Source organism: Pseudomonas sp. W5-01 (assembly GCF_046540435.1).
Taxonomy (GTDB): Bacteria; Pseudomonadota; Gammaproteobacteria; order Pseudomonadales; family Pseudomonadaceae; genus Aquipseudomonas; species Aquipseudomonas graminis_B.
In genome coordinates, this window is record NZ_JAXCIP010000016.1 from 25,140 (window position 1) to 40,206 (window position 15,067).

15 protein-coding genes are annotated in these 15,067 nt (G+C 60.0%); 11 read left to right on the forward strand and 4 right to left on the reverse strand.

All coding sequences use genetic code 11. The annotated features are described in order from the left end of the window. The first annotated feature begins 47 nt into the window (after positions 1–47). From choX to SLW75_RS27805, 5 genes are all read left to right on the forward strand, one after another. Complete coding sequence (choX, locus tag SLW75_RS27785; protein ID WP_065987552.1) at positions 48–989, forward strand: choline ABC transporter substrate-binding protein; 942 nt, start codon at positions 48–50, stop codon at positions 987–989. A gap of 39 nt (positions 990–1,028) precedes the next feature. Continuing rightward, positions 1,029–1,964 carry an alpha/beta hydrolase gene (locus SLW75_RS27790; RefSeq protein ID WP_410936025.1) on the forward strand — a complete coding sequence of 312 codons (936 nt, stop codon included), beginning with the start codon at positions 1,029–1,031 and terminating at the stop codon, positions 1,962–1,964. 337 nt (positions 1,965–2,301) lie between these two features. After that, positions 2,302–3,741, forward strand: coding sequence for a cytochrome ubiquinol oxidase subunit I (locus SLW75_RS27795; RefSeq protein WP_065987550.1), 1,440 nt, complete (start codon positions 2,302–2,304; stop codon positions 3,739–3,741). Positions 3,742–3,744: 3 nt separating this feature from the next. Then, a complete protein-coding gene (cydB, locus tag SLW75_RS27800; protein WP_065987549.1) occupies positions 3,745–4,752 on the forward strand; it encodes a cytochrome d ubiquinol oxidase subunit II in 1,008 nt (335 codons plus the stop codon). Between the two features lie 57 nt (positions 4,753–4,809). Beyond that, a complete protein-coding gene (locus SLW75_RS27805; protein WP_065987548.1) occupies positions 4,810–5,010 on the forward strand; it encodes a DUF2474 domain-containing protein in 201 nt (66 codons plus the stop codon). Between the two features lie 81 nt (positions 5,011–5,091). Here the strand turns inward: SLW75_RS27805 and SLW75_RS27810 are convergent, their stop codons facing one another. Next, positions 5,092–6,216: a methyltransferase gene (locus SLW75_RS27810; RefSeq protein WP_410930592.1), complete on the reverse strand. Its 1,125-nt coding sequence runs from the start codon at positions 6,214–6,216 to the stop codon at positions 5,092–5,094. 159 nt (positions 6,217–6,375) lie between these two features. Beyond that, positions 6,376–6,624, reverse strand: a complete 249-nt coding sequence (locus tag SLW75_RS27815) for a helix-turn-helix transcriptional regulator (RefSeq protein ID WP_410936026.1) — start codon at positions 6,622–6,624, stop codon at positions 6,376–6,378. Positions 6,625–6,944: 320 nt separating this feature from the next. Here SLW75_RS27815 and SLW75_RS27820 point away from each other — a divergent pair, with 320 nt between their 5' ends. Next, positions 6,945–7,721, forward strand: coding sequence for a ferredoxin--NADP reductase (locus SLW75_RS27820; protein WP_410936027.1), 777 nt, complete (start codon positions 6,945–6,947; stop codon positions 7,719–7,721). Positions 7,722–7,960: 239 nt separating this feature from the next. Here SLW75_RS27820 and mscL read toward each other — a convergent pair whose 3' ends face one another. Further along, a complete protein-coding gene (gene mscL / locus SLW75_RS27825) occupies positions 7,961–8,410 on the reverse strand; it encodes a large-conductance mechanosensitive channel protein MscL (protein WP_410936028.1) in 450 nt (149 codons plus the stop codon). A 198-nt stretch (positions 8,411–8,608) separates the two neighbouring features. Between mscL and radA the strand changes: the two genes are divergently transcribed. Beyond that, entirely contained in the window at positions 8,609–9,976 is a 1,368-nt protein-coding gene (gene radA, locus SLW75_RS27830; RefSeq protein ID WP_074888638.1) for a DNA repair protein RadA, read from the forward strand. An 11-nt stretch (positions 9,977–9,987) separates the two neighbouring features. On the opposite strand, the gene SLW75_RS27835 is transcribed toward radA, so the two are convergent. Beyond that, positions 9,988–10,356, reverse strand: a complete 369-nt coding sequence (locus SLW75_RS27835; RefSeq protein WP_065987543.1) for a PilZ domain-containing protein — start codon at positions 10,354–10,356, stop codon at positions 9,988–9,990. 153 nt (positions 10,357–10,509) lie between these two features. On the opposite strand from SLW75_RS27835, the gene SLW75_RS27840 reads away from it, so the two are divergent. The 4 genes from SLW75_RS27840 (at position 10,510) to SLW75_RS27855 (ending at position 15,038) form a co-directional block, all read left to right on the forward strand. Then, positions 10,510–12,579, forward strand: a complete 2,070-nt coding sequence (locus SLW75_RS27840) for a carbon starvation CstA family protein (RefSeq protein ID WP_410936029.1) — start codon at positions 10,510–10,512, stop codon at positions 12,577–12,579. Between the two features lie 26 nt (positions 12,580–12,605). Next, positions 12,606–12,803, forward strand: coding sequence for a YbdD/YjiX family protein (locus SLW75_RS27845; protein ID WP_065987541.1), 198 nt, complete (start codon positions 12,606–12,608; stop codon positions 12,801–12,803). 132 nt (positions 12,804–12,935) lie between these two features. Further along, positions 12,936–13,907, forward strand: coding sequence for a GTPase (gene yjiA, locus SLW75_RS27850; RefSeq protein ID WP_410936030.1), 972 nt, complete (start codon positions 12,936–12,938; stop codon positions 13,905–13,907). 153 nt (positions 13,908–14,060) lie between these two features. Further along, positions 14,061–15,038: a hypothetical protein gene (locus SLW75_RS27855; RefSeq protein WP_410936031.1), complete on the forward strand. Its 978-nt coding sequence runs from the start codon at positions 14,061–14,063 to the stop codon at positions 15,036–15,038. Positions 15,039–15,067: the final 29 nt, after the last annotated feature.

The following is a 15,067-nucleotide window of genomic DNA, read 5'->3' on the forward strand; positions in this document are numbered from 1 at the left end:
TGCCGAAAAGAGCTGAATAAAATAACGAGCCGACCCGAGGAGCACCCATGAACTCATTTATTCGTCATATCAGTTGCGCTGTGTTGATGCTGAGCAGCAACGCCCTGATGGCTGCAGAAGCCGCCAAATGCCAAAACGTGCGCATGGGTGTGGTCAACTGGACGGACGTCGTCGCCACCAGCGCTGTTGCCGAAGTGCTGCTTCAGAACATGGGCTACGAGGTCAAACAGACCAGCGCCGCTCAGCAAATCGTCTTCGGCGGTTTGCGTGACGATCGACTCGACGTGTTCATGGGTTACTGGAAGCCGGCGATGGACAAGAACATTGCGCCGTTTGTGGCCGCCAATCAGGTCAAAGTCCTCGACGTGCCGAGCATGAGTGATGCCCAGGCAACCCTGGCGGTGCCGGATTACGTGGCGTCAGGCGGATTGAAAACATTCGGCGATATCGCCAAATTCAAGGACAAACTGGGTGGCAAGATCTATGGCATCGAGCCCGGCACCGGCGCCAACGCCAACATCAAGGGCATGATCGAGAAGAACCAGTTCGGGCTCGGCGGTTTCCAGTTGGTCGAGTCCGGGGAGGCGGGCATGCTCGCGGCGGTGCAGCGTGCGATCAAGCGTAATGAATGGGTGGTATTCGTTGGCTGGACCCCGCACCCGATGAACATCAACATGAAGATCGCCTACCTGACCGGCAGCGAAGATGTGTTCGGGCCGGGTGAAGGGGCTGCGACCGTTTCCGTGGTCACGGCGCCGGATTACGCATCGCGCTGCCCGAACGTCAGCAAGCTGATGAGCAACCTGAAGTTCACGGCCGCTCAGGAAAGCCAGATGATGGTGCCGATCATGGACCGCAAGGCGCCAACCGACGTTGCTCGCCAGTGGCTCAAGGATCATCCTGAAGACATGAAGCGCTGGCTGGATGGCGTGACAACCTTCGATGGCAAAGACGCAGCGTCCGCCGTGCAAGTGGCGGTGAACAAGTAACCAAGCACGCCTGGCCAAGGGCTCGGGCTGGAGCAGCCAATGCCCACGTCTTACCCGCTGTCCCCCGAAATGTCGGCGTTCGTGACCCATACCCTGAGTTTCAGCAGCACGTCCGAGGACATCAACGAGCAGCGCCGCGCGTATTCCCGGATGAGTGAAGCGTTCACGCCCACCCGTCCGGGGCAGCTCGATGTAAGGGACTTCGCCCTCGGCGGCGTGGCGGTGCGCAGTTACCGGCCTCAGCGGTTGTCCCTCGAACACCCGGCGCCGTGCGTGATGTACCTCCACGGCGGCGGCTGGGTGGTGGGCGATCTCGATTCCCACGACTTTCTGACCGCGGCACTGGCGGCCGACCTCAATGCCGTGGTCATCGCCGTGGATTACCGGCTGGCGCCCGAACATCCATTTCCCGCAGGGTTCGGCGACTGTCTGGCGGTCTGGCACGCCTTGCAGATACACGCGCAGCGGCTGGACATCGACCCACGCCGTATCGCCATCGCCGGGGACAGCGCCGGCGGCAATCTTGCCGCTGCAGTGTGCCTGGCATTGCGCGATTCCGGTGAGCGCCAGCCGGTGGGGCAGGCGCTGATTTACCCGGAACTGGGCGGCGCCAACGATCTGCCGTCGCGCCATGAATGCGCCGACGCGCCGCTTCTTTCTACCGCTGAGCTGGCGTATTACCGGCAGCTCTACATGACGGCGGACGAACAATCGGCCTATGCCCGGCCCCTCCACGCCGGAAATTTCAATGATCTGGCGCCTGCGTTCATTGCTGTCGCGCAGTTCGACCCCTTGCGTGATGACGGCGTCTGCTACGAGCGTGCATTGCGCGAAGCGGGTGTGCGCACCGAGTTCGATCCCGGGCTCGGGCTGCTTCACGGCAGTCTCAGGGGCAAAGGCCAGGTGCCGGAAGTGGACGCGCTTTATCAGCGGCTGGTTTGCGCGCTGTTGGGCTTTATTCGCGATCCTTTGTAGGGCCTTGCACCTGGAGGTTTTAACTGCCGTGCTGCAGATTCGCCGCTCTGCTCTGCTTCCCGTCAACTGCACTGCCCTGAAAGGTGAGTCAACTCGCCACGCGACAAAAGACCACGCAGAGCAAGTGCCGAAATGGGACTACTCTTTCCATGTCAGCTGACCTGGATCAATACCTTGGCGTGTATTGGTCGAACTGGCCGCCTGACGCATCTCCCCGGTCGCCGACCTGAGTACGAAACCACGAGAACAACGGCCACACCTCGTACTCAATACACCGTGGGGGCAGTCGCTGCAGGCCCCAAGTCTGAAGCCAGTTCCACCTGATAGAGGAAGACCTATGTTCGGCTTAGAGGCGCTCGATCTCGCCCGAATCCAGTTTGCGTTCACTGTTTCATTTCACATTCTTTTCCCTGCCATCACCATTGGTCTGGCGAGCTTCCTCGCGGTGCTCGAAGGCTTGTGGCTGAAAACCCATGACAACACTTATCGCGACCTCTATCACTTCTGGTCGAAAATCTTTGCCGTCAACTTCGGCATGGGTGTGGTTTCCGGGTTGGTCATGGCCTACGAGTTTGGCACTAACTGGAGTCGCTTCTCCGACTTCGCCGGTGCTGTGACCGGGCCCTTGCTGACCTACGAGGTGCTCACGGCATTCTTCCTCGAAGCGGGCTTCCTGGGCGTCATGCTGTTCGGCTGGAACCGTGTCGGTCGCGGCCTGCACTTTTTCGCCACGTCCATGGTCGCGGTTGGCACGCTGATTTCGACCTTCTGGATTCTGGCCTCCAACAGCTGGATGCAGACCCCGCAGGGCTTCGAGATCATTGATGGCCGCATCATCCCGGTGGACTGGTTCGCGGTGATCTTCAACCCGTCGTTCCCGTACCGCCTGATGCACATGGCAATCGCCGCCTTCGTCTCCACGGCGTTCTTCGTCGGCGCATCGGCGGCCTGGCATCTGCTGCGTGGTCGTGACAATCCGGCGATTCGCAGGATGCTGTCCATGGCCATGTGGATGGCGCTGATCGTTGCGCCAATTCAGGCCATGGTGGGCGACGCTCACGGCCTGAACACCCTTGAGCATCAACCGGCCAAGATCGCAGCCATCGAGGGTCACTGGGAGAATGTCGGTGACGAGCCGACCCCGCTGATCCTGTTCGGCATCCCGGACATGAAAGAAGAGCGCACCAAATACGCGGTCGAGATTCCGTATCTGGGCAGCCTGATCCTGACCCACAGCCTGGACAAGCAGATCCCGGCGCTGAAGTCCTTCCCGCCGGAAGACCGTCCGAATGCGCTGATCGTGTTCTGGTCGTTCCGCGTCATGGTGGCGCTGGGCATGCTGATGATCGCGGTCGGTCTGTGGAGTGCCTGGTTGCGCTGGCGCGGCGGGCTGTACACCAATCGCTGGTTCCTGCGGCTGGTCATGTGCATGGGGCCGGCCGGTCTGATTGCGATGCTGGCGGGCTGGTTTACCACCGAAATCGGGCGTCAGCCCTGGGTGGTCTACGGGATCATGCGCACGGCGAATGCCGTGTCCAGACACAGCGTTGAACAGTTGAGCATCACTCTGGTGCTGTTCGTGGTGGTGTATTTCCTGCTGTTCGGCACAGGCTTCGGCTACATGATGCGTCTGGTGCGCAAAGGGCCAAAAACCCATGAAGGCGACACGCCGGCACATGGCGGACCAGGGCAGAAACGCACCCCGGCGCGTCCTCTCTCTGCTGCTGATGAAAGCAGCACGGACCACCGTAAAGACAGCCTGACTGAGGGGAACTGAGCCATGGGTATCGATCTTCCACTGATCTGGGCCGTGATCATCATCTTCGGCGTCATGATGTACGTCATCATGGACGGCTTCGATCTGGGCATCGGGATACTGTTCCCGTTCATGAAGGACAAGACGGACCGCGACGTGATGATGAACACCGTCGCACCGGTCTGGGACGGCAATGAAACCTGGCTGGTACTGGGCGGGGCCGGCTTGTTCGGCGCCTTCCCGCTGGCCTACTCGGTCGTGCTCGAAGCGCTGTACCTGCCGTTGATCTTCATGCTGTTCGGGCTGATATTTCGCGGCGTGGCCTTCGAGTTTCGCTTCAAGGCCACTGATATCAAGCGGCACCTGTGGGACAAGGCGTTCATCGGCGGTTCGCTGGTGGCGACATTCTTCCAGGGCGTGGCACTGGGCGCGTACATCGACGGCATTCCCGTGGTCGACCGAGCCTATGCCGGCGGTGGCCTGGACTGGCTGACGCCGTTCTCGATCTTCTGCGGCCTGGCGCTGATCGTGGCCTACGCATTGCTCGGCTGCACCTGGCTGATCATGAAGACCGAAGGGGCGTTGCAAAAAGCCATGCACGATCTGGCACGACCTTTGGCCCTGGCCACGCTGGTGGTCATGGCGATCGTCAGCCTGTGGACGCCACTGGCCCATCAGGCCATCGCCGATCGCTGGTTCAGCCTGCCAAACCTGTTGTGGTTCATGCCGGTGCCGGCGCTGGTCATGGTAACGATGTACGGCCTGTTCAAAGCGGTGGCGCGCAACGCCAACTACGCACCGTTCCTGTTGACGCTGGTGCTGATCTTCCTTGGCTACAGCGGTCTGGGCATCAGCTTGTGGCCGAACATCATTCCGCCAACCGTGTCCATCTGGGCCGCTGCCTCGCCGCCACAGAGCCAGGGTTTCATGCTGGTCGGTACGCTGTTCATCATTCCGCTGATCCTGGGTTACACGTTCTGGAGCTATTACGTATTCCGCGGCAAAGTCACCCACGAACACGGCTATCACTAGCAGCCAGTGGCCCCGGGTTATTGCCGGGGCCTGACTGCGGGAGAGGAGGGTTTAGCGATGTCGGTTAAAGAATCTGTTCAGTACGAAGGTCGGAATCAAAACGAGCACAAGCGCGAGGTTGATCCAGCGCAAGGCAAGCCACTGTGGCAGCGCATCGGCTGGCTGTTGATCATCTGGACCGGCAGCGTGCTGGCGCTGTTCGTGGTCGCCATGCTGCTGCGCATGTTCATGACAGCGGCAGGCATGAAGTCGCACTGAGTTATTCCCGCTCGATAAAAAACCCGCCTCGGCGGGTTTTTTTGGCTGCACATCTGAAGTCAGGACGACGAGCGCGGTGAGCTATTTACGCGCCTTGAGGATCACGAACTTCGGCGTCGCCGCCACTTGCTCCACGCCCCGGAACAGCCGCGCCAGTTTGCTGTGGTAGCCCAGATGACGATTGCCGACGATGTACAGCGCACCGCCAGTGACGAGCGCCGAGCGCGCCTGCTGGAACATCCGCCAGGCGAGGAAGTCGCCGACCACTTGCTGCTGGTGAAACGGCGGATTGCACAGGACGACGTCCAGCGAATCGGGTTCCTGCGACGCCAGCCCGTCACCTGCGTGAATCACCGCCGGCCGCTCGCCGAGGGCAAGTCTCCAGTTCTCCTGCGCCGACTGCACCGCCATGAACGACTCGTCCACCAGCGTGTAATGCGCGTCAGGGTTGTCCAGGGCACTGGCGATGGCGAGCACGCCATTGCCGCAGCCCAGATCCGCGACCCGCGCCGAGCCCAGGCCTTTGGGCAAGTACGGCAGGAAGGCCCGCGTGCCGATGTCCAGACCGTCACGGCAAAAAACGTTGGCGTGGTTGACCAGTTCGATCTTCGGCTCGTCCAGCGTGTAACGGGTGGGATAGGGCGAAGGCTGAACGGTTTTGACTTCAGGGGTGCAGAACAGCAGCCGCGCTTTTTTCACGGCGAGGGATGCCTGCACGGGGCCGATGTACTCTTCCATCAGCTCGCCAGCCGAGCGGGGCAGGTGCTTGATCATCCCGGCAGCGACGACTTTGGCGTTCGGGGCCAGTTGGTCCTGCAAACGAATCAGCTGTTCTTCCAGCAAGGCGAGTGTCTTCGGCACGCGAATCAGCACCCAGTCGAAGGGGCCGGTCAACGGCGCGCTGGCCGGGATCACTGGCACCGCGTCATAGGTCAGGCCGTTGCGCACCAGGTTCTTTTCCAGAGCCTGGGCGCCAAGGTACGAATCCGTGCTGCTGACCACTGTGGCATGGGGCGCGAGACTGGCTGCGAGCGCGCCGAAACTGTCGTTGAGCACCAGTACCCGTGTTTGCAGCGTCACGCCCTGTTCAGCGACGTGGTTGAGCAGGTACTCGTCAGCGGCATCGAAGGCCTGCAAGGGCTCATCCGACTGTTCCGGCTGGCGGATCAGATCGAGCTGGGCAAGCGGGGTGGTAAGCAGGGGCATGGGCGGAGCATTTCCAGTCGTTGATGGCGTGATCGGCGTGCTGGCGGGAGTTGCACCTGTGCCGGCGTCACGAGGTTCGCGAAGCCGGCGATTTTACGTGTTTTTTGCCCACACGCACCGGGCTTTTCGTCCTGGCTTCGCCCCAGCGTGGCCTTATGCCTAGATCAACCCGTCTTTCGTTGCCTGAACCACTGCCGACATCTTGTTGCAGGCGCCGATCTTCTGAATGGCTTTGCCCACGTGGAAATTAACGGTGCGCGCTGTGACATCAAGGATCAACGCGACTTCGGCCGCCGTCTTGCCCGTAGCGCACCACTTCAATACCTCTACCTCTCTGATCGTCAGGCCCTTGTAGGTGAGCGTCTCCGCGCTCGTCGTGCAGCCGTCCCCCCTCTTGCCGATGTCCATCGCGTGCCTCCATGCTCAGTCTTGATCGTCCTGATCGAAGTCTAGGAAACAATCACGGCCTCAAAAGCGTCGCGCCTGGGGAACAAGCCGCAGTGGTGACTGATGAGCTACCAGCGGCATCTTTAAACGACCATAAAATCAAAAGGTTAGGGCAGCGTTAGTGCGCCGTTGCGAGCCACTTCGCGATTACACCGATAGCGAAATACTCTAAAAATCGCTCAGTCCGCTGCGGATATCACTACAAACCGACGGTGTTTATCGCGGCGGGTTTGCGGGACACTGATCACCCTTTTTTGCGAGACAGGAGCCAGGAGCGCCCCATGACTGCCAGTGCAGAGAAATTCACCCGGCAAACGCTGCTGGACGTTACGCCGCTGACTCCCAGTCTCTTTACCTTTCGCACCACCCGCGATCCCGGTTTCCGCTTCACGGCGGGACAATTCGCACGTCTGGGCGTCACCAAACCCGATGGCACGACGGTGTGGCGGGCGTACTCGGTGGTGTCCTCACCCTTCGATGAATTCCTCGAGTTCTTCTCCATCGTGGTGCCCAACGGCGAATTCACCAGCGAGTTGAGCCGGCTTCGTCAGGGCGACACGCTGATGGTGGAAAAACAGGCGGTGGGTTACCTGACCCTGGATCGCTTCACCGATGGTCGCGACCTCTGGATGTTATCCACGGGCACTGGCGTGGCGCCGTTTCTGTCGATTCTGCAGGACTTTGAGGTCTGGGAAAAATTCGAGCGCATCATTCTGGTGTACAGCGCTCGCGAGTCCCGGGAGTTGGCCTACCAGCAGCTGATTGCCGAGCTGACCCAGCGCGAATACCTGGCTGAGTACGCTCACAAGTTCACGTTTATCGCGACGGTAACGAGGGAGTCGCATCCGGGGGCGCTCAGCGGACGGATTACCACGCTGATCGAAAACGGTGAGTTGGAGAAGGCGGCCGGTGTGGAGCTGACACCCGAGCACTCACGGGTGATGATTTGCGGCAATCCGCAGATGATCGAAGACACCCGCGCGATACTGAAGACCCGCGACATGCGCCTGGCGCTGACGCGCAAGCCGGGACAGATTGCGGTGGAGAATTACTGGTAGGTTGATACAGCGGTGCAATCGCAAGACCCGCACAGAAGCGGGCTTGCTCGAGTAGATGGGGGTGCATCCGCTGAGTTTACAGCGGCCGGTATGCCGTCTTCGCGAGCAAGCTCGCTCCCACACGTCCAGCAGCGAGCGGTGATTCCGAGCCATCCCCCGATCCTGTGGGAGCGAGCTTGCTCGCGAAGCTCGCGTTCAGTATGCAGAGCAAACAGCCGGATGCTCGCAGCTCTCAGCCCTTAAACGAACCGGTCGGGCGCCACTGGCAGTGGCGCAGCCGGTTTGCTGTTCTGCTCTTTCAGCAGATCGCGGATTTCGCCCAGCAGCAGTTCTTCTTTGGACGGCGTTGGCGGCAGGGTCGGGGCTTTGGCTTCTTCGCGTTTCAGGCGGTTGATTGCCTTGACGCCCATGAAGATGGCGAATGCCACGATGATGAAGTCGATCACGGTCTGAATGAACTTGCCGTAAGCCAGCACCACTGCTGGCGCGGCACCTTCCGCAGGTCGCAGCACGACCGACAGATCACTGAAGTCCACGCCGCCGATCAGCAACCCGAGGGGCGGCATGATTACATCGCCTACGAACGACGAAACGATCTTGCCGAATGCCGCGCCGATGATGATACCGACGGCCATGTCGACGACGTTTCCTTTTACGGCAAAGGCTTTGAACTCGCTTAGTACGCTCATGGGTGTATTCCTTTGTTACAGATGTGAGGGGTAAATGTAGTGTAAGTCAGCTAGTTGCATCCCGCTTAAACCATGCAATCGACCGGGTGCGACCCGGTAAGTTTTATTTAATCCTCCAAAAGCATGCATGCCCGGTAGCGCTGCGCCCGACGGTTTGACGCATCGGGTATGATTGCCCCTTTTTACATCGGGGGTGTCATGGCCAAGGCCAAACGCATGTACGGCTGCACCGAGTGCGGTTCGACGTTTCCCAAATGGGCCGGCCAGTGCAGCGAATGCGGCGCATGGAACACCCTTGTTGAAACCGTAATCGACAACAGCACAGCGGCTGCGCCCAGCGGTCGTTCCGGCTGGACCGGCCAACAGGCACAGATCAAAACCCTGGCCGAAGTCAGTGTCGAAGAAATCCCGCGTTTTTCCACCAACTCCACTGAACTGGACCGCGTCCTTGGCGGCGGCCTGGTAGATGGCTCGGTCGTGCTGATCGGCGGCGACCCCGGCATTGGCAAGTCGACCATTCTGTTGCAGACCCTCTGCGCCATAGCCGAGCGCATGCCGGCGCTGTACGTCACCGGCGAAGAGTCGCAGCAGCAGGTCGCGATGCGTGCCCGCAGGCTTGGCCTGCCCCAGGACAAGCTGCGGGTCATGACCGAGACCTGCATCGAAACCATCATTGCCACGGCGCGCATCGAGCAGCCGAAGGTCATGGTGATCGATTCGATCCAGACCATCTTCACCGAACAGCTGCAATCTGCGCCCGGCGGCGTATCCCAGGTGCGCGAGAGCGCCGCGTTGCTGGTGCGATACGCCAAGCAGAGCGGTACCGCGATCTTCCTGGTCGGCCACGTGACCAAAGAAGGCGCGCTGGCCGGGCCTCGCGTCCTGGAGCACATGGTCGACACCGTGTTGTATTTCGAAGGTGAGTCCGATGGCCGCCTGCGCTTGCTGCGCGCCGTGAAGAACCGCTTTGGTGCCGTCAACGAACTGGGCGTTTTCGGCATGACCGACAAAGGTTTGAAAGAAGTCTCGAATCCCTCGGCGATCTTTCTCACCCGCGCGCAGGAAGAAGTCGCGGGCAGCGTGGTCATGGCCACGTGGGAAGGCACCCGGCCGATGCTGGTCGAAGTGCAGGCGCTGGTCGATGACAGCCACCTGTCCAACCCGCGTCGCGTGACGTTGGGGCTGGATCAAAACCGGCTCGCCATGTTGCTGGCCGTACTGCACCGCCACGGCGGCATTCCCACCCATGACCAGGATGTGTTTCTCAACGTCGTGGGCGGGGTGAAAGTGCTGGAAACCGCTTCCGACCTGGCCTTGATGGCCGCCGTGATGTCCAGCCTGCGCAACCGGGCGCTGCCGGGCGACTTGCTGGTGTTCGGTGAAGTGGGCTTGTCGGGAGAAGTGCGGCCCGTACCCAGTGGGCAGGAGCGCCTCAAAGAGGCGGCCAAGCACGGCTTCAAGCGCGCCATCGTGCCCAAGGGCAACGCCCCGAAAGAGTCGCCGCCGGGCCTGACGGTCATCGGCGTGACTCGCCTTGATCAAGCGCTGGACGCGTTGTTCGAATAAGGCGGCGCGGCCTATAGATGTATCAGCGCACCCAGCTCGCGCTCCAATTCATCGTGATCGGCAATGTTGAGTTCGATCAGTCGGCGCAGGTGCGTCACTGAATCGAGCTCGATGTGCTTGCAAACAAATCCCAGGTGATTGTGATCATCGTGGGTCAGTTGCACCTCCATCACGACGTCTATACCGTCCTGCAACTCGATGTCGACCATGAATCGCTGGTTGGCATCGCCCTCCCAGGGCGAGGGTTTTTCGATCAGCAGCCCCTTGAGCGACAGGTCGATCAGTTGAACCGTCCAGGTCTGCTCGCCCTGGCTGAGTTTGGTTTTCGCGTCGAATGCAACGCGTTTGAAGCGACGACGTTCATTGGGATTCTCGGTCATTACGCTACTACTCCTTCTGCGCCTCAAGCGCCCATTGCGTTGACTATAGGACAAATATCGCGCTAGACCATCGTGGGGGTAGCCTTTCGCTCCGGCGGCGCTAAACTCCGCTTGCTGAATAAAAATAAGTCCACTCAGTTGGAATCAAAAAAAATGAAAAACAATAATGGTCTGCTGCGCCACGTGCCCTGGCTGATGGTTGCCATCCTTGGGGCATGGGCGCTGGGAGTGGTTGCGTTGCGTCGCGGGGAGGCGATCAACGCACTCTGGATTGTGGTCGCCGCAGTGGCCATTTATCTGGTCGCTTATCGTTACTACAGCCTGTTCATCGCAACCAAGGTCATGCAACTCGACCCGACCCGGGCCACCCCCGCGGTGCTGAAAAATGACGGGCTCGACTACGTTCCCACCAATAAACACATCCTCTTCGGTCACCACTTCGCTGCCATTGCCGGCGCCGGCCCTCTTGTCGGTCCGGTGCTCGCCGCGCAGATGGGGTATCTGCCCGGTACGCTGTGGCTGATTGCCGGTGTCGTGCTGGCCGGTGCGGTTCAGGACTTCATGATCCTGTTCCTTTCCACGCGCCGTAACGGGCGCTCTCTGGGCGACATGGTCCGCGAAGAAATGGGCCGCATTCCCGGCACCATTGCGTTGTTCGGCTGCTTCCTGATCATGATCATCATCCTTGCGGTGCTGGCGCTGATCGTCGTCAAGGCACTGGCCGAGAGCCCATGGGGCATGTTCACGGTCATGGCAACGATTCCGATCGCGATGTTTATGGGCATCTACATGCGCTTCATCCGTCCGGGCCGTATCGGCGAGATCTCGGTGGTGGGCGTCGTGCTGTTGCTGCTGTCGATCTGGGTCGGTGGTCTGGTGGCCGCGAGTCCTGAGTGGGCGCCGATGTTCACGTTCACTGGCGTTCAGATCACCTGGATGCTGGTCGGCTACGGCTTTGTCGCCGCCATGCTCCCGGTCTGGCTGGTACTGGCGCCTCGCGACTACCTGTCCACGTTCCTGAAAATCGGCACCATCATCGCCCTGGCGATCGGCATCCTGATTCTCGCGCCAGAGCTTAAAATGCCTGCGCTGACGCAGTTCACCGACGGCACCGGTCCGGTCTGGAAAGGCACCCTGTTTCCGTTCCTGTTCATCACCATCGCCTGTGGCGCGGTATCCGGTTTCCACGCGCTGATTTCTTCGGGCACCACGCCGAAGCTGCTGGATAACGAAGTCAACGCCCGTTACATCGGTTACGGCGGCATGCTGATGGAGTCGTTCGTGGCGATCATGGCGATGGTCGCGGCTTCGGTCATCGAGCCAGGCGTGTACTTCGCGATGAACAGCCCGGCGGCGATCGTCGGCTCCGATGTCAATTCGGTCGCGCAGATGGTCAGCAGTTGGGGCTTCCTCATCACGCCGGATCAATTGACCGCGGTGGCGAAGGACATCGGCGAAAACACTGTGCTGGCACGTGCCGGTGGTGCACCGACCCTGGCCGTGGGGATCGCTCAGATCCTGCACCAGGCGTTCCCGGGTCAGAACACCATGGCGTTCTGGTACCACTTCGCGATTCTGTTTGAAGCGCTGTTCATCCTGACCGCAGTCGATGCCGGTACCCGTGCCGGCCGCTTCATGCTGCAGGATTTGCTCGGCAGTTTTGTCCCAGCACTGAAACGCACCGAGTCCTGGACCGCCAACGCCATCGGCACCGGTGGTTGTGTCGCGCTGTGGGGGTATCTGCTGTATCAGGGCGTGATCGATCCGCTGGGCGGGATCAACACGTTGTGGCCATTGTTCGGTATCTCCAACCAGATGTTGGCGGGTATTGCGCTGATGCTGGCGACGGTCGTGCTGATCAAAATGAAGCGCCAGCAGTACGTCTGGGTGACCATCCTGCCGGCCTCGTGGCTGCTGATCTGCACTGTCACGGCAGGCTTCATCAAGCTGTTCGACCCGAGCCCGGCCGTTGGCTTCCTGGCGCTGGCGAAGAAATACAGCGCGGCGGCAGATGCCGGTCAGGTACTGGCCCCGGCCAAGACGATGGATCAAATGCAACACGTGATCTTCAACGCTTACACCAACGCCACCCTGACCACGCTGTTCCTGTTCGTGGTCCTGAGCATTCTGTTCTATGCGCTGAAAGTGGGTCGCGCGGCGTGGATCAAGAAGGAGCGTACCGACAAGGAATCGCCATTCCAGGCCTTCCCGGAATCCCACTGAGTGCGCTGTAACGCGAGGAACTGTTTATGTTCAACGATCTGAGTCGCTTGGGTAAGTATCTCGGTCAGGCCGCCCGCCTTATGGTGGGCATGCCGGATTACGACAACTACGTTGAGCATATGCAGAAGACCCACCCCGACAAGCCGGTGATGTCCTACGAAGCGTTCTTCCGGGAACGCCAGGACGCACGGTACGGCGGGAAGGGCGGTCCAAAGTGTTGCTAATGATGTGACCCGTGGTCATGCAGGAGTGAGCTTGCTCGCGATGCGTTAATTCAGTCGCCGCTGTACTGACTGACATTTCGAATCGACCGCAACCTCACTCCTGTTTTTTTTCAGCGAATCGAGGTCTTTTTTTTGTTCACACCTATCCCCGTCACGATCCTCAGCGGCTTTCTCGGCGCCGGCAAAACCACCTTGCTGCGCCATCTGCTCAAGGAGGAGCACGGCCTGAAGATCGCCGTGATCGAGAACGAATTCAGTGACGCCGGCGTTGATACCCAATTACTGGGCGATGAGCCCGTGCAGGTCATGACCCTGTCCAACGGTTGCGTCTGCTGCACCATTCACACCGACCTGACCAAAGCGCTATTCCTTTTGCTGGAGCGGCTCGACAGCGGCGAAATAGCTTTCGATCGGCTGGTCATTGAGTGCACCGGTCTGGCAGACCCCGCACCGGTGGCGCAAACCTTCTTCATCGACGAGGAGCTGCGTGAGCGCTACATCCTCGACGGCATCATTACGCTGGTCGACGCCGCCCATGCCGACACGCACCTGGAGCAGACCATTGCCCAGGCGCAGATCGGCTTCGCGGATCGTCTGCTGGTGAGCAAGACCGATCTGGTGGACGAAGCAGCCTTCAATGCATTGAGCGAGCGCTTGACCCGCATCAACCGACGTGCGCCGATCCGTGTGGTCGAGCACGGCAAGATCGATCTGGCCGAACTGCTGGACGTGCGCGGCTTCAACCTCAACGCTGACATCGGCGGGATGACCTTGCGACCGGCAGCCCCTGCAGGCCGCTCCATCGACCGGATCAGCAGCCTGGTCCTGCGCAGTGACCAGCCGCTGGATATCGACAGGCTCAGCACCTTCATGAACGAGTTGCTGGAAGAGCACGGCAAACAACTGCTGCGCTACAAAGGCGTGCTGAACATCGCTGGCGAAGACCGCAAGCTGGTGTTTCAGGGCGTGCTGAAGCTGTACGGATTTGATTTCGATGTGGAGTGGGCAGAAGGCGAAAAGCGCGAAAGCGTGATCGTGTTCATTGCCGATGAACTGCCGGAAGAGAAGATCCGGGCAGGTTTTGCAGGCGTTGCTGCAGATTAGATATCGCGTGCGGGAATGGTCCGTAAGACGAGCTATGCCGCCTGCGTAGGACCGTTCCGAATCGTACTTTCAACCCCCCTCTCTACGCTTCTAAACCCTACATCCCGTCCCTATCCTCGCTGGATCTGAAGTCAAGCAAGGACGGGCAGCCTCATGTCCAAGCCCTACGTGTTCATCAATGACCGCATACAAACCTATTTCACGCTCAAAGCTCGGGTCGGCGGCAGCGCAAAGTTTGATGTGCTGAATGCGCATATTCGCAATGTGGTGGTTATGCCGGGCCAGTTGGTGATTGTCAGCGACGGTTCGATGGGCAGCCTCACGGCAGAAGAAACCGAGCTGATGAACCTGGCGCGGAACGTCCATCGCCAGGTTAAAGGCTCGGGCAGCGAACTGATCAACAACTACGACCTGATGCAGAACATGCTCAATTACGGATCGGTGGGCGTCGGCGCCGCTACCGGCAGTTGGAGTAAGCACCTTGGTGGCGTGCAGAAAACCCTCGAAGAAATCGAGCGGCTGTACAAGCTGTCGCTGTCCCGCGGGACGCCCATTGCGCGGCAGGAATTCATCAATCAACGGCGCGTGCTGTTTGCCAGGCTGGATGTTCAGCTGGAAGGTGTCGCCCGCTGGGGGGCTGGGTTGACTAAAAAAGGCCCGCTGAAAAAGATGCTTGGGCTATCGACCAAGAGTTATCTGCGCACCGGGGAGATACAAGGGTACGCCGCACGAATTGCAAAAGTCGCCAAGGTGGCGAAGTTGTTGAAGCATGGGACGGCGGTGGGGATCGGGTTGAATATCGCATCAACCGCGCTGGAGATTAAGGAAGCTTGCTCGACCGGGCGAGAGGAAGTATGTCGACGGGCTTATTACGTTGAAGGAGCAAAGTTAGCGGGTGGCGTGCTACTCGGACTTGCTGGAGGGGAGGTAGGGGCAGTAGCCGGACCGGTGGTGTGTATGGCTGTGTTTGGTGCGCCTACCTTGGGGATAGCTGCTTTAGGTTGCGGAATTATTGCCGGCGGGGCTTTAGCCTATGCAAGCGGCACAATGGGCGAAGCAGGTGGCGAACTTCTTGGGGAGAAGCTCTACGAATGGACACCCTGGTTTCTTACGACGCAGCTATTTGGTTGACGCTGATAGAGTTCGTTTTGATCTTCATC